We start from the raw sequence: 24,145 nt of genomic DNA, 5'->3' as shown, positions 1-24,145 counted from the left end.
TGGTCCGGTTCGCGCACGTCCAGGTGGCGTCGGTGGAACCGGACCGGAGCCCGTCCCGTCCCATTTCCCGGTCGGACAGATGCCGCGCTGAACCATCCGGCACAGTTGCCCGTGTGGAGAAGTGTGCCGGCTCTCCAACCGGCGCAGCTAGAGAGAGGCGAGGCATGAGTGACGATCAGGCGCTGACCGGTCCGGGTACCCAGACACGTCGTACCCTGCTCACTGGCGTCGGGGCAGTCGGCGCGGCCGTCGTCCTGGCCGCCTGCGGCAGTGATGACGGCAACGGCAGTGCCGCTCCCACCAGCGGCGGCCCAGCGGTGCCCAGCACCGGGGACGCCGGCGGCGGCGACCGGCAGGGCGCCCAGTCGCTGGCCACCACCGCCGACATCCCGGTCGGTGGCGGGAAGGTCCTCGCCAGCGACGGCGTGGTCATCACCCAGCCCACCGCGGGCCAGTTCAAGGGCTTCAGCCCGATCTGCACCCACCAGAACTGCCCGGTGACGAACGTCGACGGGGGCACCATCAACTGCACCTGCCACGGCAGCAAGTTCTCCATCGAGGACGGCTCGGTGAAGGCCGGCCCGGCCACCAGGCCGCTGCCGCCCAAGGAGATCAAGGTCACCGGAGACCAGATCTCACTGGCCTGACGCGTACCTCGTCTGCTTTGTCGACTCGCGTTCCGGGAGTCGGTGTGCCCGCGACCTGCGGCGCCTCGATCTCCCGGACACCGAGTGGATCTAGCGGTTGCGGTGGGCTGTCGGTGCTGCGGACTAGGCTTGCTGGCGTGGCTGACCCCTCGACCTACCGCCCCGCGCCCGGCACCATCCCGGAGTCACCGGGGGTCTACCGCTTCCGTGACGGCACCGGCCGAGTGATCTACGTTGGCAAGGCGAAAAACCTGCGCAGCCGGCTCAACTCCTACTTCGGCGACGTGTGGAACCTGCACGAGCGCACGCGGCAGATGGTCACCACCGCCGAATCGGTGGACTGGATCACCGTCGGCACCGAGGTCGAGGCGCTCCAGCAGGAGTTCACCTGGATCAAGCAGTACGACCCTCGGTTCAACGTCCGCTACCGCGACGACAAGTCATACCCCTACCTCGCCGTCACCCTCGACGAGGAGTACCCGCGGCTGCAGGTGATGCGTGGCGCCAAGCGCAAGGGGGTGCGCTACTTCGGTCCGTACTCGCACGCCTGGGCGATCCGGGAGACGCTCGACCTGCTGCTGCGGGTGTTCCCCGCCCGGACCTGCTCCGCCGGGGTGTTCAAACGGGCCGGACAGGTCGGCCGTCCCTGCCTGCTCGGCTACATCGGCAAGTGCTCGGCGCCGTGCGTCGGCACCGTCTCCGCCGACGAACACCGCGCGATCGTCGACGGGTTCTGCGACTTCATGGCCGGGCGCACCGACACCATGGTCCGCAAGATCGAGCGCGAGATGACCGAGGCGAGCGAGCAACTGGAGTTCGAGCGCGCCGCCCGACTGCGTGACGACGTGGCCGCGCTGCGCCGGGCCATGGAGAAGCAGACCGTGGTGCTGGGCGACGGCACCGACGCCGACGTGGTCGCGTTCGCCGACGACCCGCTCGAAGCGGCCGTCCAGGTCTTCCACGTCCGTGACGGCCGGGTCCGCGGCCAGCGGGGCTGGGTGGTGGAGAAGACCGAGGACCTGACCACCGGCGACCTCGTGCACCACTTCTGCACCCAGGTGTACGGGAGCGAGCAGGGCGAAACCGACGTGCCCCGGGAGCTGCTGGTGCCCGAGTTGCCCGCGGACGCCGACGCGCTGGCCGACTGGCTCTCCAACCACCGGGGCAGCCGGGTGTCGCTGCGGGTGCCACAGCGCGGCGACAAGCGCTCACTCATGGAGACGGTGGAGCGCAACGCCAAGGACGCGCTGGCCCGGCACAAGCTCAAGCGTTCCGGTGACCTGACCACCCGGGGCAAGGCACTCGACGAGATCAGCGAAGCACTCGGCATGCGTACCTCGCCGCTGCGCATCGAGTGTTTCGACATCTCCCAGATCCAGGGCACCGATGTGGTCGCCAGCATGGTCGTCTTCGAGGACGGGTTGCCCCGCAAGAGCGAGTACCGGCGCTTCATCATCCGTGGCGCCACCGACGACCTGTCCGCGATGTCCGAGGTGCTCCGCCGCCGCTTCGCCCGCTACCTGGACTCCAGGGCCGAGACCGGCGAGGTCGGGGTGGAGTCGGCCGACGACCCCACCGCCCCTGGAGGTGCGGTGGAGCCGCAGGTCGGTGTCCTGATCGATCCGACCACCGGCCGGCCGCGGAAATTCGCGTACCCGCCACAGCTGGTGGTCGTCGACGGCGGTGCCCCGCAGGTCGCGGCGGCCGCGCAGGCCCTCGCCGACCTGGGCATCGACGACGTGGCCCTGTGTGGGCTGGCCAAGCGGCTGGAGGAGGTCTGGCTCCCCGACGACGAGTTCCCGGTCATCCTGCCGCGCACCTCGGAGGGGCTCTACCTGCTGCAACGGGTCCGTGACGAGGCCCACCGGTTTGCCATCACCTTCCACCGGCAGCGGCGTTCCAAGCGGATGACCGAGTCGGCGCTGGACCACGTGCCCGGCTTGGGCGAGGTTCGGCGCAAGGCGCTGCTGCGTCATTTCGGCTCACTCAAGCGACTCTCCGCCGCAACAGTCGAGGAGATCACCGAGGTGCCCGGGGTGGGCCGGCGTACCGCCGAGGCGATTCTGGCCGCCCTCGACAAGGACACGAGTGGCGACGGCGGCGCCACAGCGACGCCGGGCCCCTGACAGCCGCCTGTCCCGCCTCCTCTGCCTTGCCCGGCCTGCCTGCCCTGCGCCGCCCGGTCCTGCCTGCCCTGCGCCGCCCGGTCCTGCCTGCCCTGCGCCGCCCGGTCCTGCCTGCCCTGCGCCGCCCGGTCCTGCCTGCCCTGCGCCGCCCGGTCCCGCCGGTCCTGCGCCGCCCGGTCCCGCCGGTCCTGCCCGGTCCCGCCCGGTCCCGCCAGCCTCGCCCGGTCCCGCCTCGTCTCGGCTCGCCTGCCCCCGACTTGCCCCGCCTCGCCGGCCTCGCCCGCCCCGCCGGTCAGTCGGTGGTGCGTCTGTCCTGCCTGCCCGCGGTCGAGGGTGGTGTGTCTGTTCGCATGATCGTGCTCGATCCTGGTTGTAGTTGCCTCGTTCATGACTGACGGCCCTGTTGCCTGGATCGAGCATGATCTCGGCAGGCGAGCCGTGCCTCCGTGGCGCGCGCCAGCTCCCGAGGACGGTTCGAGGCGGTGCGAGGGCCGACGACCCGATTAGCTTAGTCGCCAGTGGGGTGATGTGGGATTTCTGTCGGGTGATCGACTCCAAATCGCCGACGTGGCGGTATCCCGCCTCTCGGATACCGCAATGTCGCCGACATGGAGTGGATCACGCCGGGATGCCCACCATGCGGGAGCACCAAGTCGCCGGTTTGTTCCGGATGGGTGGTTTCGTCCGGTGGTTGGAGTCACCCTGGCGGTGGAATCGGGGGCCGACCCGGGTCGTTATACCTGGCACGCCACCACAGCCCCGGAGCTGAGGTGTGCGGGCAGCCCCCGGGAACACCCGCCGGGCCGCCACGGTTAAACCCCCCGGCCGCCGAAGTAGCAAGGCCAACCCCCGGCAAGTGCGGCGGAATGACCCGCTACCCCGGGATCGTTACACCCCCTTGGAGACACCCGACGCCGGCCCGTTCGTGGGCTGCCGGGCGCAACCCCCCGAGAACGACTTCCCGCCGCGCACCCACCCCCGGATGCGCGCTGCGGACACCCCCATCGCAGAGGAGCACGCCATCATGCGTACCGATCTGATCCGTAAGACCGCTCTCACCGCTGCTGGGCTCGCCTTCACCGGCGGCGCCATCGCCGGCCCCATCACCGCCGCGTACGCCGCGGACGCCCACACCCAGGGCGACCGTAAGCCCACCAGCGAGCGGGAACTGAACGTGCGCTACCAGGCGCAGCCGAACTTCTACGACTGCGGCCCCGCCGCGACCCGTAACGCCCTGTCCGTGCAGGGCAAGGACATCAACATCGACGACATGGCCAAGGAAATGGGCACCACCGAGGCCGGCACCAACTCGATCAACGACATCACCCCGGTGCTGAACAAGGAAACCGGTAAGGCTGACGCCTACCACAGTGTCGAGATCAGCAACCCCAACGCTGATGACAAGCAGACCGACCGTCTGCGCGCCGACGTGGTCAAGACCGTCGACAACGGCCGCGCCGTGGTCGCCAACATCGCCGGCACCAGCACCGACACAGGCGGTGGCGTGCACTCCTACGAAGGCGGGCACTACATCAGCGTCGTCGGCTACCACGACAACGGCAACACCGTCACCATCGCCGACTCCGCCGACCCCAACACCGCCGCCTACCAGATCAGCATCGAGCACCTCGCCGACTGGATCGCCACCCGCGGCTACGCCACCAGCTGACCCGCCCAGCGCACGACCACAAGGCTGACCCGCACCACACCGAAGGGCCGGACCCCCCACCCGGGGTCCGGCCCTTCGACATCGCTCAGCCCGGCACACGACCGACGGCTGACCAGCCCAGCAACGACCGAAGGGCCGGACCCCCCAAAAGGGGCCCGGCCCTTCGGCATGCTCTCAGTCGGTGGCGAGGACGGTGAGGATCTGCTCGCCGTACTTGGCGAGCTTGTTCTCGCCGACCCCGCTGACGCGGGACAAGTCGGCCAGTGTGGCCGGCGCGCCGCTGGCGATCTGCCGGAGCGTCGCGTCGTGGAAGACCACGTACGCCGGGACGCCCTGCTCTTTGGCAGTGGCCGCCCGCCAGCCGCGCAGCCGCTCGAAGAGCGACGTGGCGGCCGGCGTCAGGTCGGCCACGACGGTGGCCGAGCCGCGCGGCTTCGACGAGCGGGTCGAGGCCGGCTTCTCCGGTTCGCGACGCAGGGTGACCGTACGGCGGCGACCCAGGACGTCGGCGCTCGCCTCGGTCAGGGCGAGCGTGCCGTAGTCGCCCTCCACGGCGAGTAGCCCCTCGGCGAGCAGTTGCCGGACCACGCCTCGCCACTCGGCCTCACTCAGCTCGGCGCCGATGCCGAAGACGGTCAGCGAGTCGTGACCGTACTGGCTGATCTTGTCGGTCTGTTTGCCGAGCAGGATGTCGATGCAGTGCCCGGCGCCGAACCGCTGGTTGCGTTCGCGGTCGAGACGGAAGACGGCGGAGAGCAACTTCTGGGCGGCGACCGTGCCGTCCCAGGACTCCGGCGGGGTCAGGCAGGTGTCGCAGTTGCCGCACGCGGCCGTTGTCGTCTCGCCGAAGTATTCGAGCAACTGGACCCGTCGGCAGCGCACCGTCTCGCAGAGGGCGAGCATCGCGTCCAGGTGTGCGGCGAGGTTGCGGCGGTGGGCGAGGTCCCCGTCGGACGTCTCGATCATCTTGCGTTGCTGGACGACGTCCTGCAGCCCGTACGCCAGCCAGGCGGTGGACGGTAAGCCGTCCCGCCCGGCACGGCCGGTCTCCTGGTAGTAGCCCTCGACGGACTTGGGCAGGTCGAGGTGGGCGACGAATCGGACGTCCGGTTTGTCGATGCCCATGCCGAAGGCGATCGTCGCCACCATCACCAGGCCGTCCTCACGCAGGAAGCGTTGCTGGTTGGCGGCGCGGGTCGCGGCGTCCAGACCGGCGTGGTACGGCAGGGCGGCGACCCCGTTGGCGGTGAGGAACTCGGCCGTCTTGTCGACCGAGGCCCGGGACAGGCAGTAGATGATGCCGGCGTCGCCGGGGTGCTCGTCGCGCAGCAGGGCCAGCAGTTGCTTGCGGGGCTCCCGCTTGGGAACGATGCGGTACTGGATGTTGGGCCGGTCGAAACTGGCCACGAAGTGGCGGGCGTCGTCGAGCTTCAGCCGCGTGGCGATCTCGGTGCGGGTGGCGCTGGTCGCGGTGGCGGTCAGCGCGATGCGGGGCACCTCGGGCCAACGCTCGTGCAGCATCGACAGCGCCAGGTAGTCGGGGCGGAAGTCGTGCCCCCACTGGGACACGCAGTGCGCCTCGTCGATCGCGAACAGGGAGATGCGCCCCCGGTCCAGCAGGGCGAGGGTGGACCGGACGCCGAGTGCCTCCGGGGCAAGGTAGAGCAGGTCCAACTCGCCGGCGACGAAGGCGGCCTCGACCCGACGGCGGGCGTCCAGGGTCTGGGTCGAGTTGAGGAAGCCGGCACGTACGCCGACCGCGGTGAGCGCGTCGACCTGGTCCTGCATGAGCGCGATCAGCGGGGACACGACGACCGCGACCCCGTCGCGGACCAGGGCTGGGATCTGGTAGCACAGCGACTTGCCGCCACCGGTGGGCATCAACACCAGTGCGTCGCCACCGGCAACCACATGGTCGATCACGTCCTGCTGGAAACCGCGGAAGGCGTCGTAGCCGAACACCCGGCGCAGCACCGGCAGAGCGTCCTCGGTGCGCAGGTCGGTGGGAGAAGCCATCCGCGGAGTCTACGAGCCGACCCCGACACCGCCCGCCCGGCGCACCCGAGTGGCGGGCACGCCGGGCGGGCGCGGTCAGCTGGGCCGGCTGGACCGGTTCGCGAGGCCGCGCGGCGGGGCCTTCATCCCGACCACGATGTCGACGATCTCGATGTAGCGGGCCTTGTTGCCCATTCGGAAGGCGGTGGCCGCCGCGTTGATCTCCTCCAGGGTGTCGGCCTCGACCATGGTGACCTGGTCGTACTTGCCGTTCACCCCGGTCGTCACGACGTGGGTGAGCTGCTTGGCGAAGCGGCCCAGGTCCCGCGCGTGCTCGGCGGAGACCTCGTGGATGCCCTCCCGGCCGAGGGCGAAGTACTCCGGGTTGATCCGCATGAACAGGAAGCCGACGTATTTGTTCTTGTCCGCCAGGTCGTGCATCGCACCCTCCCAGTGTCGGTGTGACCTGCGACGATCACGAAGAGCTTATTGACGGTTACTGATCGTCATCAAGAGTGGTGGCTGTCGGGAGGGCGACCCGCGGCGGTCGGTCGAGCGGCGACCCGCGACGCGTACCGGCCGTCGGCTGGGCGGCGGGATAGAGTCGCTGATTGACCTATCGCGGCCGAGGGCGGCCGCGGCGCCACAGCTTGGGGGTACGGGTGAGCGAGGCGCGCACAGCCGGCGGCCGGATCGACGATCCGAGCGCCGTCGACGGGCAGCCGGCGGCCGAGTCGGAAACCACACTCGTGGTGGTCACCGGCGTCTCCGGGGGCGGCCGCAGCACGGTTGCCCGAGCGTTGGAGAACGTCGGCTACTACGTCGTCGACAACCTGCCGCAGGCACTGATGCTGGACATGGCCGAGTTGGCGTTCAAGGCGGGCGGTGCCGCTCGGCGTACCGCGATGGTGTTGGACGTGCGCTCGCGGGCCTTCTCCACCGACCTGGCCGGGGCGATCCGGGAGCTCAAGGAGCGCGGCTTCTCACCTCGGGTGGTCTTCGTCGACGCCGACGACGAGGTGTTGATCCGGCGGTTCGAGAGCGTTCGCCGTTCGCACCCGTTGCAGGGCGACGGGCGGTTGGCCGACGGCATCGCCGTGGAGCGCGGGCTGCTGGAGGAGGCACGCGACCAGGCCGACGTGATCATCGACACCAGCCACCTCAACGTCAACCAGCTCCGTCGGCGCATCGAGGAGTTGTTCGGCGGCGAGGACGCCCGTCGGCTACGGGTCACCGTGCTGTCGTTCGGCTTCAAGTACGGCCTGCCGCCGGACGCGGACTTCGTGCTGGACGCCCGGTTCCTGCCCAACCCGTACTGGGTGCCGGAGTTGCGCGAGCACACCGGGCGGGAGGAGGCGGTCAGCGCGTACGTTTTGGGCCAGGAGGGCGCGGACGCCTTCGTCACCTCGTACGCGGACCTGGTCAACGCCACCACGATCGGCTTCGAGCGGGAGGGCAAGCGGTACCTGACGGTCGCCGTGGGCTGCACCGGCGGCAAGCACCGCAGCGTGGCCATCGCCGAGGAGTTGGCCAGCCGGCTGCGCCACTCCGGGCTGGCGGCCAACGCCCAGCACCGTGATCTGGGGCGCGAATGACGGCCCGCCGGGTGGTCGCGTTCGGCGGTGGGCACGGCCTGTCCGCCTCGCTGCGAGCGCTGCGTCACTGTGCACCCGAACTCGACTTCGATATCACCGCGGTGGTCACCGTCGGTGACGACGGCGGCTCCAGTGGCCGCCTGCGCGCCGAGCGAGGTGGGCTGCCTCCGGGTGATCTGCGTCAGGCTCTGGTGGCGCTGGCCGGGGACCACCCGGCCACCCGTCGCAGCGCCGGGCTGTTCCAGCACCGCTTCGCGGCCGTGCCGGTGGGCGTACCCGAATCTGGAACGACCGACCCGGACGGCGACGGCGCCGCCCGGCGCGGCACCGACGGGGCGTCGGCCGGCACGGACGGGCTGGCCGGGCACGCGGTGGGCAACCTGGTGCTCTGCGGTCTCATGGAGCTGCTCGGTGACCCGGTGGCCGCGCTGGAGCACGCCGGCGCGATGCTCGGCACGGTCGGCCGGGTGTTGCCGATGTCCCGCCAGCCGGTGGGCATCGAGGCGCGGGTACGCGGGGTCGACCCGGCCGCCCCCGACGAGGTGCGCACCGTGCGCGGCCAGCACCAGGTGGCCGTGACCACCGGGCGGGTCGAGTCGCTGCGCCTCACCCCCGCCGCGCCGGCGGCCTGCGCCGAGGCCATCGAGGCGATCATGGCGGCGGACTGGTTGATCTTCGGGCCGGGCAGCTGGTACACAAGCGTGCTTCCGCACCTGCTGGTGCCGCAGTTGGCCGACGCGATCGTGTCGACCTCGGCCCGGCGGTTGGTCACACTGAACCTCGCCGCGGAGAAGGAGACCCTCGGGCTCTCCGTCGCCGACCACCTCGCGGCACTGCATCAGTACCTGCCCGAGCTGAAGGTGGATCTCGTGCTCGCTGATGCCAAGGCGGTGGGTGACCCCGAACCGGTCGAACGTGCGGCAGAATCGCTGGGTGCCCGCCTGGTCCTCGCCCCCGTCGCCGTCCGCGACGGCACTCCCCGCCATGATCCGGCTGCCCTGGGCGCCGCGCTGGTGCCTGTCCTGCGCGCCGATCGTTAGACACGTACGTAATCTCCGGCGACACGCCGGAACCGGTCCGTGAGGGGACGCACAATGGCGATGACGGCCGCGGTCAAGGACGAGCTGAGTCGGGTCGACGTGCCCAAGCCCTGCTGTCGGCGGGCGGAGATGGCGGCGCTGCTGCGGTTCGCTGGCGGGCTGCACATCGTCTCCGGCCGCGTGGTGGTGGAGGCGGAGTTGGACACCGGGGCGGTGGCCCGGCGGCTGCGCCGGGAGATCGCCGAGGTCTACGGGTACCCCAGCGAGATCCACGTGCTGGCCTCCGGTGGGTTGCGCAAGGGCAGCCACTTCATCGTGCGGGTCGTCAAGGACGGCGAGGCCCTCGCGCGGCAGACCGGCCTGCTCGACGTGCGGGGCCGCCCGGTGCGTGGGCTGCCCCCGCACGTGGTGGCGGCGAACGTCTGCTGCGCGGTCTCCGCGTGGCGGGGCGCCTTCATGGCGCACGGCTCGCTCACCGAGCCCGGCCGCTCCAGCGCCCTGGAGATCACCTGCCCGGGGCCCGAGTCGGCACTGGCGCTGGTCGGCGCGGCCCGCCGCATCGGCATCACCGCGAAGAACCGCGAGGTGCGCGGCGTGGACCGGGTGGTGGTCAAGGACGGCGACGCGATCGCCGCGCTGCTCACCCGCATCGGCGCGCACTCCAGCGTGCTCGCGTGGGAGGAGCGGCGGGTACGCCGCGAGGTGCGGGCCACCGCCAACCGGCTCGCCAACTTCGACGACGCCAACCTGCGCCGCTCGGCTCGTGCCGCGGTCGCCGCCGCCGCCCGGGTCACCCGCGCACTGGAGATCCTCGCCGACGAGGCGCCCAACCACCTGACCGACGCCGGCCGGCTGCGCCTGGAGCACCGGCAGGCGTCGCTGGAGGAGTTGGGCGCGCTGGCCGAACCGCCGTTGACCAAGGACGCCATCGCGGGGCGGATCCGCCGGCTCCTGGCGCTGGCCGACAAGCGGGCCCGCGATCTTGGCATCCCGGATACGGAAGCAGCCGTCACGCCCGACATGCTCGTGGTCTGATAGGACGGTGGGACCGCACAGTGCGCCCGGGAGCACGACCCGGCGCAGTGTGGTCTCGCGCGCTCGGATATGGTCGCTGCGTACGGCAAGGGGGCCGACACCGGCACTCTCGTCGTGCCCCACCGCCTCGGGCGGTCAGGTCCTCAGACCGCGCGGCGGGGTGGCCGAGATGAACCGTCGACGGCCGGCTCCAACGGTCGGCGCACACCATTCCCGCCGGCCCGTTGTCTGAAGCCGGCGGACCAGAACGCGAGGAGATGGGACCTGTGACCATCCGGGTTGGCATCAACGGCTTTGGCCGAATCGGCCGTAACTTCTTCCGGGCAGTGCTGGCGTCTGACGCCGACATCGAGGTCGTGGCGGTGAACGACCTGACCGACAACGCCACGCTCGCCCACCTGCTCAAGTACGACAGCATCCTCGGTCGCCTGCCCTACGAGGTCAAGGCCACCGCCGACGAGATCACCGTCGGTGGCAAGACCATCAAGGCGTACGCCGAGAAGGACCCGTCGAAGCTGCCGTGGGGCGAGGTCGGCGCCGACGTCGTCATCGAGTCCACCGGCTTCTTCACCGACGCCACCAAGGCCAAGGCGCACGTCGACGGCGGGGCCAAGAAGGTCATCATCTCCGCCCCGGCGAAGAACGAGGACGTCACCGTCGTCATGGGTGTCAACCACGACACCTACGACCCGGCGAAGCACACCATCATCTCCAACGCTTCGTGCACCACCAACTGCCTCGCCCCGATGGCGAAGGTCCTGCACGACACGTTCGGCATCCAGCACGGTCTGATGACGACGATCCACGCGTACACCCAGGACCAGAACCTGCAGGACGCGCCGCACTCGGACCTGCGTCGGGCCCGGGCCGCCGCGCTGAACATCGTCCCGACCTCCACCGGCGCCGCCAAGGCGATCGGTCTGGTCCTGCCGGACCTCAAGGGCAAGCTCGACGGGTACGCCCTGCGGGTGCCGATCCCGACCGGCTCGGTCACCGACCTCACCGTCAACGTGGCTCGTGAGACCACCGTGGACGAGGTCAACGCCGCGCTGAAGGCCGCCGCGGACGGCCCGCTCAAGGGCATCCTGGTCTACAACGAGGACCCGATCGTCTCCACCGACATCGTCACGGACCCGGCGTCGTGCATCTTCGACGCGCCGCTGACCAAGGTCGTTGGCAACCAGGTCAAGGTCGTCGGCTGGTACGACAACGAGTGGGGCTACTCCAACCGTCTCGTCGACCTCGTCAAGCTGGTCGGTAGCTCGCTGTGAGCATCCGGACCCTCGACGATCTGTTCGCCGAGGGGGTGTCGGGTCGGCGCGTGCTGGTGCGCGCCGACCTGAACGTCCCGCTCGACAAGCAGACCGGTGCCATCACGGACGACGGCCGCATCCGCGCGGTGCTGCCGACCGTCGGCGCGCTGGTCGAGGCCGGCGCGAAGGTCGTCGTCTGTTCGCACCTGGGCCGCCCGAAGGGTGCGCCGGATCCGCAGTTCAGCCTCCGCCCGGTCGCCGGGCGGCTCGGTGAGCTGCTCGGCGCGCCGGTGCACTTCGCCACCGACACCGTCGGGGATTCCGCCCGTTCCACGGTCGCGGACCTGGCCGACGGCCAGGTCGCCCTGCTGGAGAACCTGCGCTTCAACGCGGGCGAGACCAGCAAGGACGAGGCCGAGCGGGGTGCCTTCGCCGACCAGCTCGCCGCGTTCGGCGACGCGTACGTGGACGACGCGTTCGGTGCCGTGCACCGCAAGCACGCCAGCGTCTACGACGTGCCGGCGCGGCTGCCGCACGTCGCGGGCCGCCTGGTGCTGCGCGAGGTCGAGGTGCTCTCCAAGCTCACCGGTGACCCCGAGCGGCCGTACGTGGTGGTGCTCGGTGGGTCGAAGGTGTCCGACAAGCTTGCCGTGATCGAGGCGCTGCTGCCCACGGTCGATCGGCTGCTCATCGGTGGCGGGATGTGCTTCACGTTCCTCAAGGCCCAGGGCCTGGAGGTGGGCACCTCGCTGCTGGAGAAGGACATGGTCGAGACCTGCCGCAACCTGCTGGAGCGGTCCGGCGGCAAGATCATGCTCCCGGTCGACGTGGTGGTCGCGGACGCGTTCGCCCCGGATGCCGCCCACGACACGGTCCGCGTCGACGGCATCCCGAGCCACCGGCTCGGCCTGGACGTTGGCCCGGAGACGGTGGCCGGCTTCAGCGCCGCGCTGTCCCAGGCGAAGACGATCTTCTGGAACGGGCCGATGGGCGTGTTCGAGATGCCGGCCTTCGCGGCTGGCACCCGGGGAATCGCCGAGGCGATCACCAAGGCCGACGCGTTCAGCGTCGTCGGTGGCGGCGACTCGGCGGCGGCGGTCCGTGCCCTGGGGCTGGACGAGTCGTCCTTCGGGCACATCTCCACCGGCGGCGGCGCCTCCCTTGAATACCTCGAGGGCAAGGCCCTCCCCGGCATCGCAGCCCTGGAGAACTGAATGGCGAGCACGACCCGTCGGCCGTTGATGGCCGGCAACTGGAAGATGAACCTCAACCACCTCGAGGCCAACCTGCTGGTGCAGAAGCTGGCGGCGAGCCTCACCGAGAAGCACCTCACCGACGTCGAGACGGTCGTGCTGCCGCCCTTCACCGACCTGCGTACCGTGCAGACCGCGGTGGACGGCGACAAGCTGATGATCGGCTACGGCGGGCAGGACCTCTCCCCGCACGCGTCCGGCGCGTACACGGGAGAGATCTCCGGCCCAATGCTGGCCAAGCTCGGCTGCACGTACGTGGTGGTCGGGCACTCCGAGCGGCGGGCCTACCACCACGAGGACGACGCCCTGGTCAACGCCAAGGTGAAGGCGGCGCTGACGCACGGCCTGACGCCGATCCTCTGCGTGGGCGAGGGGCTGGACGTGCGCGAGCAGGGCACCCACGTGGCGCACTGCGCCGACCAGCTCGACGGGGGCCTGGCCGGGCTCACCGCCGAGCAGGTCCGGCAGGTCGTGATCGCGTACGAGCCGGTCTGGGCGATCGGCACGGGCAAGACCGCGACGCCGGACGACGCTCAGGAGGTCTGCGGGGCGGTCCGGCAGCGACTGGTGGACCGCTTCGGCCAGGACACCGCCGACCAGGTCCGGGTCCTCTACGGCGGCTCGGTCAAGGCGTCCAACGTCGCCTCGATCATGGCCCAGCTGGACGTGGACGGGGCCCTGGTGGGGGGCGCCAGCCTGGACGCGGAGGAATTCGCTCAGATCTGCCGGTTCCCGGAGCACCTCGCCCGCTGATCGCTCGGTATCCTGGACACCGCCCGTCCACCGGTCGGTGCCACCGTGCCCGATCAGACCGGGCGAGGATCGCTACGAGAGGAACTGACCCCAGCCATGCCGATCTGGTTCGCATACACGTTGATCGTGTTGCTGGTCATCACGAGCATTCTGCTCACCATGCTGATCTTGCTGCACCGTGGCAAGGGCGGCGGTCTGTCGAGCATGTTCGGCGGTGGCGTCAGCTCCAGCCTCGCCGGCTCCTCGGTCGCGGAGAAAAACCTGGACCGCTACACGGTTCTGGTGAGCGTCGTCTGGTTCGCCGCCATCGTCGGGCTCGGGCTCTGGCTGCGTCTCCAGATGAACAGCGGCTCCTGAGCTAGCTCGTCAAGTCGTACAATCTGCGCGCGGTCCGTCACTCGACGGGCCGCGCGCAGGCTTTTCTCCGCTGCACCGCGTCGCCCGCCGTCCACCCCTGAAAAGACGGCGGGTCCCCTCCGACGACAGGAGCGAGCAGCCGTGCCCAGTGGCAACGTCATCCGCGGCGCCCGTGTCGGGTCCGCTTCCATGCGCCCCGACGAACGGCACCAACCCGCCCCCCGACAGAACGTCACCTACTGGTGCCGCAACGACCACCGGATCGACATCCGGATCGCCGCGGACGCCGAGGCGCCTGCCCGGTGGGACTGCCCCCGGTGTGGTCTACCCGCCGGACGGGACGCGCAGAACCCGCCAGGCAGGGTCCGTGCCGAACCGTACAAGAGCCACCTGGCGTACGTGAAGGAGCGGCGTACCGCCGAGGAGGGCGAGGCGTTGCTGGCCGAGGCCCTCGCCGCGCTACGCCGCCGGCGCGGCGAATAGCGGGCCCCTCCTCGCGGTCAGCGGAGGCTGCGTAGGCGGGCGGGGACGTCGGCCGCCGCCGCCCGGTCCAACAACCAACGGGTGCGGTCCACGCCGTGCACCCCGGCGGCCGGCAACTGCACCGGCCCCGCGCCGGCCAACGCCATCCCCACCGCGCGTGCCTTGTCGGCGCCTCCGGCCACCAGCCAGACCTCCTCGGCGGTGTTGATCGCCGGCAGGGTGAGCGTGGTCCGCATCGGCGGCGGCTTGGGGCTGCCCCGCACGGCGCTGACCGGCCGGGTCTCGTAGTGCACCGGGTGCTCGGGGAAGACCGAGGCCACGTGCCCGTCCTCGCCGACGCCCAGCATCAGCACGTCGAAGTGCGGCAGCGTGGCGTGCCCGGGCCGGGCGGCGCGCGCCAACTCCTCGGCGTACGCGGCTGCCGCCGCCTCGGGGTCGTTGCCGGCCGGGCCGTCGGAGGCCGGCATCGGGTGCACCCGGGCCGGGTCCAGCGGCACCACGTCCAGCAGGGCGGCGCGGGCCTGCGTCTCGTTGCGGTCCGGATCACCGGCGGGCAGGAACCGCTCGTCACCCCACCACACGTCGACGCGGGACCAGTCCACCGCGTCGCGGGCCGGCAGCGTCGCCACCGCCCGGTACACGGCCGCGGCGATCCGACCACCGGTGAGCACCACCGACGCCTCGCCCCGGTCAGCCTGGGCGTCGAGCAGCTTCACCAGCAACCGGGCCGCCACTGCCTGCGCCAGCAGGTCGGCGTCGGCGTGGACCGCGACACTCGCCTCACTCATGGGTTGCGCCTTCGTTTCTCAGACCGCGGGGCGGTCGCTGTCGCGTGGGCCCGGGCCGGTGTGCCCGAGGTGGAGGGGGCGAACGCCCCCGGAGGTTGCGGGGGCAGGGCCCGGAATCAACCCGGCCCTGCCCCGAGGTCGTGCCCGGGCTGGGCTCAGCCCTCGCCGCTCGTGCCGGCGTGCGCGGCGACCCCGGCCTCGGCGCGTTGCGCGGTGGCCGGGTCCTTCCAGACGTGCACCCGCTGCGGGGGACGCTGCTCCAGCCCTCGCAACCCGACCGTCGCGCCCAGCGCCTCCGCGTACACCTGGTCGGCGTCCAGACGCCGCAGCTCCTCGGCCAACTCGTCACCGAGGGGCCGACGGACCAGCGGCAGGGCCCGGTCGTCCTGGCCCGTCCGCCGGAACACCGCCATGCTGTCCTCACGGGTCAGCGTCAGCTGGTCGCCGTTGCCGCAGCTCAACCGCACCTCCCGCATCCGGGGGAACTCATCGGTGTCCACCCGGTGCGGGGTGATGCCGAGTCGGCTGGACAGCCAACCGACCATCAGCGTCGCCGTCGGGTCGCTGGGCGGCGCGACCACGGTCGCCTCGACAACCCGCTCGCTGGCGGTGTCGAACGCCCCGGCGACGAGGGTCCGCCACGGGGTGATCCGGGTCCACGCCAGGTCGGTGTCGCCCGGCGCGTAGTCGCGGGCACGCTGCCGCAGCGCCTCCACCGGGTCGGCGGCCTGTGCCGAGTCGGTGATCCTCCGGTCGGCGACCACCCCGAGGAAGTCGGTGGCGATCTCCGCCGGCGGCTCGCCGTGCCACCAGGTCACCACCGGCACGTCCGGGACCAGGAGCGGCATCACGACCGACTCGGCGTGCAGGGCCAGCCGACCGTACATCCGGGTGACCACCGCCTCGCCCGGACCGAGGCGACCACCGACCACGATCTCCGCGTCCAGCCGGCTGCGGTCCCGCTCGATCTCGGAGCGAACCACCACCACCAGCCGGCACGGGTGGGCGGCGGCGGCAATCGTCGCCGCCGCCTCCGCCTCGCGGACCCGCTTCTCGTCGACCACCACGATCAGGGTGAGCGCCATGCCGCTGGCCACCCCACCGGCGCTGCGCCTCTCGGCGGCGAGCGCCTTGACCACCTCGTTGCCGGTGGTATCCCACAGCCCGATCACTGGAGCCTCCTGCTCTGCGTCATGGTGAGCTCACTGCGCTCGCTCACGCGCGCCGCCATGCGCGGCCCTCGCGGGCCAGCATCTCGTCGGAGGCCCGCGGCCCCCACTCGCCGGCCCGGTACGGCTCCGGCTTGGTGCCCTCCCAGGCGCGCTCCAGCGGGTCGATCACCTGCCAGCTCTGCTCGACCTCGGCCGCGTCCGGGAACAGGGTGCGGTCGCCGATCAGCACGTCGAGGACCAGCCGCTCGTACGCCTCAGGGCTGGATTCGGTGAACGCCTCGCCGTACTGGAAGTCCATCGCGATGTCGCGGACCTCCATCGTGGTGCCCGGCACCTTCGAGCCGAACTTGAGCACCACGCCCTCGTCCGGCTGCACCCGGATCACCAGCTGGTTGTTGCCCAGCGACTCCATGTCGGCGTCGTTGAACGGCAGGTGCGGCGCCTTCTTGAAGATGATGGCGACCTCGGTGACCCGCCGGGGCAGCCGCTTGCCGGCCCGGATGTAGAACGGCACCTCCGCCCAGCGGCGGTTCTGGATGCCCAGCCGCACCGCCACGTACGTCTCCGTGGTGGAGTCGGTGGGAACGTCCCGCTCCTCCAGGTACCCGACCGCGCGTTCGCCGCCCACCCAGCCGGGCAGGTACTGGCCGCGGACGGTGTCCCGGGCGACGTCCTTGGGCAGGGTGATGGCCTTGAGCACCTTCAGCTTCTCGGCCCGGATCTCGTCGGCGTCGAAGCTGGTCGGCTCCTCCATCGCCACCAGGGCGAGAAGTTGCAGGAGGTGGTTCTGCAGTACGTCGCGGGCGGTGCCGACGGTGTCGTAGAAGCCGGCGCGGGTGCCGATGCCGACATCCTCGGCCATGGTGATCTGCACCGAGTCGACGTACTTGGAGTTCCACAGCGGCTCGAACAGGTTGTTGGCGAACCGCAGGGCGAGGATGTTCTGGACCGTCTCCTTGCCCAGGTAGTGGTCGATCCGGAAGACGTCCTGCCGGGTGAACACGTCGTCGACGAGGTCGTTGAGCGCCTTCGCCGAGGGCAGGTCGTTACCGAACGGCTTCTCCACCACGACGCGGCGCCAACCGCCGGACTTCTCGTTGTCGGCCATCCCGGTGCGAGCCAGTTGCTTGAGCACGACGGGGAAGGCGGCCGGAGGGATGGAGAAGTAGAACGCCGCGTTGCCGGTGATGCCGTGGGTCTGCCGCAGGTCGTCCAGCGTCGAAGCGAGCTGGTCGAACGCGGCGTCGTCGTCGAAGGACCCACCGACGAACTTGATGTTGCCGGCCAGGCGTGCCCACACCTCGTCCCGCCAGGGGGTACGGGCGTGCTTGCGGGCCGCCTCGCAGGCGAGGGTCTCGAAATCGCCGTCACCCCAGTCGCGGCGCGCGAAGCCGAGCACCACGAAGCCCGGCGGCAGCAGCCCCCGGTTGGCCAGGTCGTAGACGGCGGGGAGCAGCTTCTTACGGGCCAGGTCGCCGGTCACCCCGAAGATCACCAGAGCGCAGGGCTCCGGGATCCGGGGCAACCGGCGGTCCTGCGGGTCGCGGAGCGGGTTCACCGAGGTCTCTCGGTTCGCGGCTCCGGGGCTACGCAAGATCGGCTCACTCCTCGCGCTCACGGTGCCTCCTCGCTCCGCCTCAGTCACATCGTCCATCCTCACGCCCGCAGCTCACCGGCCGCGTCGAGCAGTTGGGCGACCCCGGCCGCCCGGTCGGTCAGGTGCAGCCGCAGCAGCGGCCGCTCCCGACCCGCGAGGGCCTGCCGGTCGCCGGCGGCCTGTGCCGCCTGCAGCTCACCGAAGGTGTACGGCTTGCCCGGCACCTTCAGGTCCTCGGCGACCGCGCCGGTCACCTGAAGGTAGCTGCCGACCTGCGGGCCGCCCTTGTGGTACTGGCCCGTCGAGTGCAGGAACCGCGGCCCCCAGCCGAAGGTCACCGGGCGCCCCGCCTGCGCCAGCAGCGGCCGCAGCCGGGCCGCGTCGGCGTCGGCGAACCGGTCGAGGTACGCCATCACCGCGAGGTAACCGTCGTCGCCCAGCCCGTCGAGCAGCCAGCGCAGCACCCCGGCCAGGTCCCCGGGAGCGCCCTGCGGGGCGTACACCTCGATCGCGCCCTCGGTGAACGACGGCGTCTCCGCCGGCAGACCCGAAGCCAGGATCTTGTTGGTGTTCTCCTTGGACTCGGTGACGTTCGGCTGGTTGAACGGGTCGATGCCGAGCACCACCCCGGCCACCGCGGTGGCGTACTCCCAGGCCAGGAACTGCGCGCCCAGCGGGCCGTTGACGGCCACGTCCGGGGTGGCGCCGCCACCAGGCACGTCACCGGGGGCGAGCGCGCCGCCGTAGCTGACGGTCAGCACGTCCGCACCGGTGGCGCCGGGGCTCTGCGGGGACTCCACGACCACCGGGAGGATGCCCACCCCGGCCTTGCCGGTCGACTCGGCGATCAGCTGCTCAGCCCAGTCGCCGAGGCCGTCGATGCCGGTGCCGTCGGACACCAGGGCGACCTTGTCCCGGGCCAGCGTCGCCGCGGCGCCAAGAGCGGCGCCCAGCGCCAGCGCCGGGTTGTTCCGGTCCGCGCCGAGCGACGCGGCCAGCGCCTCGGCCTGGTCGAGCAGTTCCGCGACCTCGACCCCGGCCAGCGCCGAGGGCACCAGGCCGAACGCGGTCAGCGCCGAGTACCGGCCGCCGACGTTCGGGTCGGCGAGCACGGTGAACGCGCCCATCTCGGTCGCGGTGGTCTCCAGCGGCGAGCCCGGGTCGGTGACGATGACGAAGTGCCGCCCGGCCTCCGCCTCGGTCATCCCGGCGTCCAGGAACGCCTGCCAGTAGGCGCGTCGGTGGCTGTCGGTCTCCACGGTCGATCCGGACTTGCTGGCCACCACCACCACGGTGCGCTCCAGCCGGTCACCGAGCGCCGCCCGGACCTGGCCCGGGTCGGTGGTGTCCAGCACGGTCAGCGGACGACCCAGGGTCCGGGTGATCACCTCGGGGGCCAGCGACGAGCCGCCCATCCCGGCGAGCACCACGTGGTCCAGATCGGCCAGCTCCGCGGTCAGCTCGGCCAGCTGCACCAGCAGCTCCCGGCTGCGCTGGTGGGTGTCCACCCAGCCGAGGCGGATCTTCGCCTCGGCTTCGGCGTCCGGGCCCCACAGGCTTGCGTCCTTACCCGCCAGCTTGCCCGGGACACCGGCCTTGACCAGCGCGTCCCGGGTCGAGGCGGGCGCGGACTTGTCGACCGCGTCCGCGCCGTAGACCGCGAGCCCGGCGGCTGCCTCCACCGGCCCAGCGAGAAGATCACTCATGCGTTACCACCGGCCTTCTCGGCGGCCTTCGCGTTGCCCTTGGCGGCCTTGTTCGGCGAACCCTTGCCGGCACCCGCCGCCTCGAGCGACTTGCGGACGCCGTCGAGCAGTTCCTGCCAGCTGGCCTCGAACTTCTCCACGCCCTCGCGCTCCAGGGTGACGATCACGTCGTCCATGTCCACCCCGACCGACTCCAGGTCGGCGAAGACCTTGCGGGCCGCGTCGTAGGCGCCGGTGATGGTGTCGCCGCGGGTCTCGCCGTGATCGGCGTAGGCGTGGATGACCGACTCCGGCATGGTGTTGACCGTGCCGGGGGCGATCAGTTCCTCGACGTAGATGACGTCGCGGTAGTCCGGGTTCTTCGTCGAGGTGGACGCCCACAGCGGCCGCTGCGGGTGCGCGCCGGCGCCGGCGAGCGCCTTCCAGCGGTCGGAGGAGAACACCTCGGTGTAGCGCTCGTACGCCAGCTGCGCGTTGGCGATGGCAGCCTTGCCCTTGAGGGCCTTGGCCTGGTCGGAGCCGACCTTCTCCAGCCTCTTGTCGACCTCGGAGTCGACCCGGGAGACGAAGAACGACGCCACCGAGCCGATCTTGGACAGGTCGTGGCCGTTCGCCTTGGCCTGCTCCAGACCGGCGAGGAACGCCTCCATGACCGCCGAGTAGCGGTCCAGGCCGAAGATCAGCGTGACGTTGACGCTGATCCCCTCGGCCAGGGTGGCGGTGATCGCCGGGAGGCCCGCCTCGGTGGCCGGGATCTTGATGTAGAGGTTGGGGCGGTCCACCAACCACCAGAGGGCCTTGGCCTCGGCCACCGTCCGGTCGCTCTCATGGGCCAGCCGGGGGTCCACCTCGATGGAGACCCGGCCGTCGACACCGGCGCTCGCGTCGTACGACGGGCGCATCACGTCGCAGGCCCACCGCACGTCGTACGTGGTGAGCATGCGTACCGACTCCTCGACCTCCACCCCACGGGTGGCGAGGTCGCGCAGCTGCCAGTTGTACTCGTCGGCGTCGCTCAGCGCCTTGGCGAAGATCGTCGGATTGGTGGTGACTCCGGCGACGTGCTTCTCGCGGCGGAGCTGGTCCAGCCCGCCGGAGCTCAGTCGTACTCGGGAAAGATCGTCGAGCCAGACCGCCACGCCCGCAGCGCTCAGCTCATTCAGCTTGTCCGTCATGCCGTCCACGCTCCCTCAGTTGCCGGTCGTGAAACCGGTGATGTCGCCCACCCGGGCCAGCGAGGCGTGCGCCGCCGCCACGATCCGGTCGGGAGTGAACCCGAACTGCTCGAAGAGCACGGTGTGCGGGGCGCTCGCTCCGTAGTGCTCCAGGCTCACGCTCTCGCCCAGGTCACCGACGATGCCGCGCCAGGACATCGCGATGCCCGCTTCCACGCTCACCCGTGCCTTTACCCCGCGCGGGAGCACTGACTCCCGGTACGCCTCGTCCTGCTCGTAGAACCACTCCTGGCAGGGCATCGACACGACCCGGGTCGGGGTGCCATCGGCCTCCAGCCGCTCTCGGGCGGTCAGGCAGAGCTGCACCTCGGAACCGGTGCCGACGATGATCACCTGAGGCTTGCCGTTGGATGCCTCGGCCAGCACGTAGCCACCCTTGGCCACGCCCTCCGCGCTGCCCAGGACGTCGCGGTCCATGGTCGGCAGCGGCTGACGGCTCAGCGCCAGCGCGGTCGGCCGGTCGGTGTGCTCCAGCGCCTGCCGCCAGGCCCAGGCGGTCTCGTTGGCGTCTGCCGGACGGACCACGTCCAGGCCCGGGATGGCGCGCAGCGCGGTCAGGTGCTCCACCGGCTGGTGGGTCGGGCCGTCCTCGCCGAGGCCGATCGAGTCGTGCGTCCAGACGTAGGTCACCGGCAGCTTCATCAGCGCGGCCAGCCGCACCGACGGACGCATGTAGTCGCTGAAGACCAGGAACGTGCCGCCGTACGGGCGGGTGCCACCGTGCAGGGCGATGCCGTTGAGGATCGCGCCCATGGCGTGCTCACGGATGCCGAAGTGCAGCGTGCGGCCGTACTCGTGGCCGGGGAAGTCCTTGGTGGCGTGCGCGGCCGGAATGAACGACGGCTCGCCCTTCATGGTGGTGTTGTTGCTCTCGGCCAGGTCGGCCGAGCCGCCCCACAGCTCCGGGAGCACCGGCGCGAGCGCCTCCAGCACCTTGCCGGAGGCCGCCCGGGTGGCCACCCCCTTGGCATCCGCGGGGAACACCGGCACAGCGTCGGCCCAGCCGTCGGGGAGTACGCGGCCAGCCAGCCGCTCGTAGAGCGCGGTGCGCTCCGGGTTGGCCTTCTTCCAGGAGTCGAACGCCGTGGTCCACTCCTGCTGGGCGTCGGAGCCGCGGCCCATCACCGTGCGGGCGTGGCTGAGCACCTCCTCGTCGACCTGGAAGGTCTGCTCCGGGTCGAAGTCGAGGATCCGCTTGGTGGCCTTCACCTCGTCGGCGCCGAGCGCCGAACCGTGGATCTTGCCGGTGTTCTGCTTGTTGGGCGCGGGCCAGCCGATGATGGTGCGCAGCGCGATGAAGGAGGGGCGGCCGGTCTCCGCCTTGGCGGCCACCAGCGCCGCGTACAGCGCCTCGGCGTCCTCGTGGTAGTCGCCCTGGTCGGCGTCGCCGAGACGCCAGTCGACGGTCTGCACGTGCCAGCCGTACGCCTCGTAGCGGGCGGCCACGTCCTCGCTCTTGGCGATCCGGGTGTCGTCCTCGATGGAGATCTCGTTGTCGTCGTAGATCACCGTGAGGTTGCCCAGCTGCTGGTGCCCGGCGAGGGCGCTGGCCTCGTGGCTGATGCCCTCCTCGATGTCACCGTCGGAGACGATGCACCAGATGTTGTGGTCGAAGACCGACGCGCCCGGCTCGGCCTCCGGGTCGAACAGGCCGCGCTCGCGGCGGGTCGCCATGGCCATGCCGACCGCGTTGCCCAGGCCCTGCCCGAGCGGCCCGGTGGTGGTCTCCACGCCCGGGGTGTGCCCGTGCTCGGGGTGACCCGGAGTCTGCGAACCCCACTGCCGCAGCGACTTCAGGTCGTCCAGGCTCAGCGGGTAGCCGGACAGGAACAGCTGGATGTAGAGAGTCAGGCTGGAGTGCCCGGCGGAGAGCACGAACCGGTCGCGGCCGCCCCAGTTCGGGTCGGCCGGATTGTGCCGCATGACGCGGTTGAAGAGGAGGTACGCCGCGGGCGCGAGGCTCATCGCGGTGCCCGGGTGGCCGTTGCCGGATTTCTCCACGGCATCCATAGCCAGCACGCGGACGGTATCTACGGCCCGGCGATCGAGGTCGGACCAGTTCAGTGCGGAGTGCTCGGGTCGTTTGGCAGCCACGATGGTTGTGCTCCTCGGCAGATGGGCGGAACCCTCATTGGTGACCCTATCGAGCGTCCCTAAACGTGCGCCCAGGGATCTCTGCATGGTGTGCGCTACGTGACCATTCGAATGCCCGGTTCAACCCGGTGGTGTGACGGCCCGCACCGTTGTCGGGTCGGCCGGGCAGCCAAAACGACAACGCGTAGTGTGTGGGTCGGTATGCGGACCCGAGCGGTCCGGGCCGATCCGATCTCCCCGTGCCGATGCCGGAAGGTGGCAATCCGTGAGCATGATCACCGAGCGCCCCGCGAGCAGCCCGGCCGGGCACCCGGCCCGGGCTGCCGAGGGTCCGGTGGCCCGGCGGGACGTACGCGCGGTCCTCCTGGCGTACGTGGCGCTCACCAAGCCGCGGATCGTCGAACTGCTGCTGGTCACCACCATCCCGGCGATGATGCTCGCCGAGCGTGGGCTCCCGTCGCTGTGGCTGATGGCCGTCGTGCTGATCGGTGGCTCGCTCGCCGCGGGCGCGGCCAGCGTGCTCAACTGCTACATCGACCGGGACATCGACCAGTTGATGCGGCGTACCAAGCGTCGGCCGCTGCCGGCGCACACCGTGTCGCCACGGAACGCGCTGATCTTCGGTCTGGTGCTCGCGGTGGTGTCGGTCGCCCTGATGGCGGCGTTCACCAACCTGCTGGCCGCCGGGCTGACCCTCGCGGCGATCGCCTACTACGACCTCGTCTACACCCTGTGGCTCAAGCGGTCCACCCCGACGAACACCTTCTGGGGTGGCGCCTGCGGGGCGGCCCCGGTGCTGATCGGGTGGGCGGCGGTGACCGGCTCACTGGCGCCTGCCGCCTGGGGGCTCTTCGCGGTGGTCTTCTTCTGGCAGATGCCGCACTTCTACCCCCTCGCCATGAAGTACAAGGACGACTACGCGCGGGCCGGGATTCCGATGCTGCCGGTGGTCGCCTCGACCCGGCGGGTGAACGCCGAGATCCTGATCTTCGCGTGGCTCACCGTGCTCACCTCCCTGGCCGTCTGGCCGCTGGGGCTCAGCGCGATCTACGGGGTGCCGACCCTGGTGGTGGGTGCCATCTTCGTGGTCGAGGCGCACCGGCTCTGCCGACGCGCGACGCGCGGCGAGGCGGTCAAGCCGATGCGGCTGTTCCACTGGTCGACGACGTACCTGACGATCGTGTTCGTGGCTGTCGCGCTCGACGCGCTGATCTGACCCGTTCACGTCCTGCGGCTCCGCCGGTGTGCCAGTCGCGCGCCGATGATCTCCTGACTAATCATGACCATGGATGAGTTGTCCGGGTTTAACGTCACATCATAGTAACTTTCAACATGAGCCGGATCGGC

Annotated in this window: 20 protein-coding genes; 12 read left to right on the top strand and 8 right to left on the bottom strand. The window is 70.9% G+C overall.

The features are described from left to right. Positions 1–164 precede the first annotated feature (164 nt). The 3 genes from JOD64_RS05045 (at position 165) to JOD64_RS05035 (ending at position 4,442) form a co-directional block, all read left to right on the top strand. Entirely contained in the window at positions 165–647 is a 483-nt protein-coding gene (locus JOD64_RS05045) for a Rieske (2Fe-2S) protein (protein WP_204941126.1), read from the top strand. Between the two features lie 137 nt (positions 648–784). Continuing rightward, entirely contained in the window at positions 785–2,773 is a 1,989-nt protein-coding gene (uvrC, locus tag JOD64_RS05040) for an excinuclease ABC subunit UvrC (protein ID WP_204941125.1), read from the top strand. Between the two features lie 1,024 nt (positions 2,774–3,797). Continuing rightward, positions 3,798–4,442 carry a C39 family peptidase gene (locus JOD64_RS05035; RefSeq protein WP_204945905.1) on the top strand — a complete coding sequence of 215 codons (645 nt, stop codon included), beginning with the start codon at positions 3,798–3,800 and terminating at the stop codon, positions 4,440–4,442. Positions 4,443–4,616: 174 nt separating this feature from the next. On the opposite strand, the gene recQ is transcribed toward JOD64_RS05035, so the two are convergent. Together recQ and JOD64_RS05025 are read right to left on the bottom strand one after the other, a co-directional pair. Beyond that, positions 4,617–6,458, bottom strand: a complete 1,842-nt coding sequence (gene recQ, locus JOD64_RS05030) for a DNA helicase RecQ (protein WP_204941124.1) — start codon at positions 6,456–6,458, stop codon at positions 4,617–4,619. A 75-nt stretch (positions 6,459–6,533) separates the two neighbouring features. Further along, positions 6,534–6,878, bottom strand: a complete 345-nt coding sequence (locus JOD64_RS05025; protein WP_204941123.1) for a hypothetical protein — start codon at positions 6,876–6,878, stop codon at positions 6,534–6,536. A gap of 251 nt (positions 6,879–7,129) precedes the next feature. Between JOD64_RS05025 and rapZ the strand changes: the two genes are divergently transcribed. The 8 genes from rapZ to JOD64_RS04985 all read left to right on the top strand — a co-directional run bounded on the left by rapZ (position 7,130) and on the right by JOD64_RS04985 (position 14,206). Next, positions 7,130–8,032, top strand: coding sequence for an RNase adapter RapZ (gene rapZ, locus JOD64_RS05020; RefSeq protein WP_204945904.1), 903 nt, complete (start codon positions 7,130–7,132; stop codon positions 8,030–8,032). Next, positions 8,029–9,072, top strand: a complete 1,044-nt coding sequence (locus JOD64_RS05015) for a gluconeogenesis factor YvcK family protein (RefSeq protein ID WP_204941122.1) — start codon at positions 8,029–8,031, stop codon at positions 9,070–9,072. The genes rapZ and JOD64_RS05015 overlap by 4 nt, the downstream gene beginning before the upstream one ends. 54 nt (positions 9,073–9,126) lie before the next feature. After that, positions 9,127–10,107, top strand: coding sequence for a DNA-binding protein WhiA (gene whiA / locus JOD64_RS05010; RefSeq protein ID WP_074312802.1), 981 nt, complete (start codon positions 9,127–9,129; stop codon positions 10,105–10,107). 266 nt (positions 10,108–10,373) lie between these two features. Then, on the top strand, positions 10,374–11,378 hold the full coding sequence (gene gap / locus JOD64_RS05005) for a type I glyceraldehyde-3-phosphate dehydrogenase (protein ID WP_204941121.1): 1,005 nt from the start codon (positions 10,374–10,376) through the stop codon (positions 11,376–11,378). Then, the gene (locus JOD64_RS05000) at positions 11,375–12,574 is read left to right on the top strand and encodes a phosphoglycerate kinase (protein ID WP_204941120.1); all 1,200 of its coding nucleotides are present in this window, start codon (positions 11,375–11,377) and stop codon (positions 12,572–12,574) included. Before gap ends, JOD64_RS05000 begins: the two co-directional genes overlap by 4 nt. Beyond that, positions 12,575–13,366, top strand: coding sequence for a triose-phosphate isomerase (gene tpiA, locus JOD64_RS04995; RefSeq protein ID WP_204941119.1), 792 nt, complete (start codon positions 12,575–12,577; stop codon positions 13,364–13,366). Positions 13,367–13,462: 96 nt separating this feature from the next. Then, positions 13,463–13,723: a preprotein translocase subunit SecG gene (gene secG / locus JOD64_RS04990; RefSeq protein WP_110563949.1), complete on the top strand. Its 261-nt coding sequence runs from the start codon at positions 13,463–13,465 to the stop codon at positions 13,721–13,723. Between the two features lie 141 nt (positions 13,724–13,864). Then, positions 13,865–14,206 carry an RNA polymerase-binding protein RbpA gene (locus JOD64_RS04985; RefSeq protein WP_204941118.1) on the top strand — a complete coding sequence of 114 codons (342 nt, stop codon included), beginning with the start codon at positions 13,865–13,867 and terminating at the stop codon, positions 14,204–14,206. A gap of 17 nt (positions 14,207–14,223) precedes the next feature. Here the strand turns inward: JOD64_RS04985 and pgl are convergent, their stop codons facing one another. From pgl to tkt, 6 genes are all read right to left on the bottom strand, one after another. After that, entirely contained in the window at positions 14,224–14,994 is a 771-nt protein-coding gene (gene pgl, locus JOD64_RS04980) for a 6-phosphogluconolactonase (RefSeq protein ID WP_204941117.1), read from the bottom strand. A gap of 155 nt (positions 14,995–15,149) precedes the next feature. Further along, on the bottom strand, positions 15,150–16,166 hold the full coding sequence (locus tag JOD64_RS04975) for a glucose-6-phosphate dehydrogenase assembly protein OpcA (protein ID WP_204941116.1): 1,017 nt from the start codon (positions 16,164–16,166) through the stop codon (positions 15,150–15,152). Between the two features lie 43 nt (positions 16,167–16,209). After that, a complete protein-coding gene (gene zwf, locus JOD64_RS04970) occupies positions 16,210–17,724 on the bottom strand; it encodes a glucose-6-phosphate dehydrogenase (protein ID WP_204945903.1) in 1,515 nt (504 codons plus the stop codon). Between the two features lie 98 nt (positions 17,725–17,822). Continuing rightward, positions 17,823–19,469 carry a phosphoglucose isomerase-related protein gene (locus JOD64_RS04965; protein WP_204941115.1) on the bottom strand — a complete coding sequence of 549 codons (1,647 nt, stop codon included), beginning with the start codon at positions 19,467–19,469 and terminating at the stop codon, positions 17,823–17,825. Then, entirely contained in the window at positions 19,466–20,644 is a 1,179-nt protein-coding gene (tal, locus tag JOD64_RS04960) for a transaldolase (RefSeq protein WP_204941114.1), read from the bottom strand. The genes JOD64_RS04965 and tal overlap by 4 nt, the downstream gene beginning before the upstream one ends. A gap of 15 nt (positions 20,645–20,659) precedes the next feature. Next, positions 20,660–22,798 (bottom strand): transketolase, encoded by a 2,139-nt coding sequence (gene tkt / locus JOD64_RS04955; protein WP_204941113.1) that lies wholly within the window; start codon positions 22,796–22,798, stop codon positions 20,660–20,662. Between the two features lie 265 nt (positions 22,799–23,063). Here tkt and JOD64_RS04950 point away from each other — a divergent pair, with 265 nt between their 5' ends. After that, entirely contained in the window at positions 23,064–24,014 is a 951-nt protein-coding gene (locus tag JOD64_RS04950) for a heme o synthase (protein WP_204941112.1), read from the top strand. Positions 24,015–24,145 lie beyond the last annotated feature (131 nt).

The organism is Micromonospora luteifusca, assembly GCF_016907275.1.
Lineage (GTDB): Bacteria > Actinomycetota > Actinomycetes > Mycobacteriales > Micromonosporaceae > Micromonospora > Micromonospora luteifusca.
The sequence above is the reverse complement of the archived record's forward strand: the minus strand, read 5'-3'. Positions and strand labels throughout refer to the sequence as shown.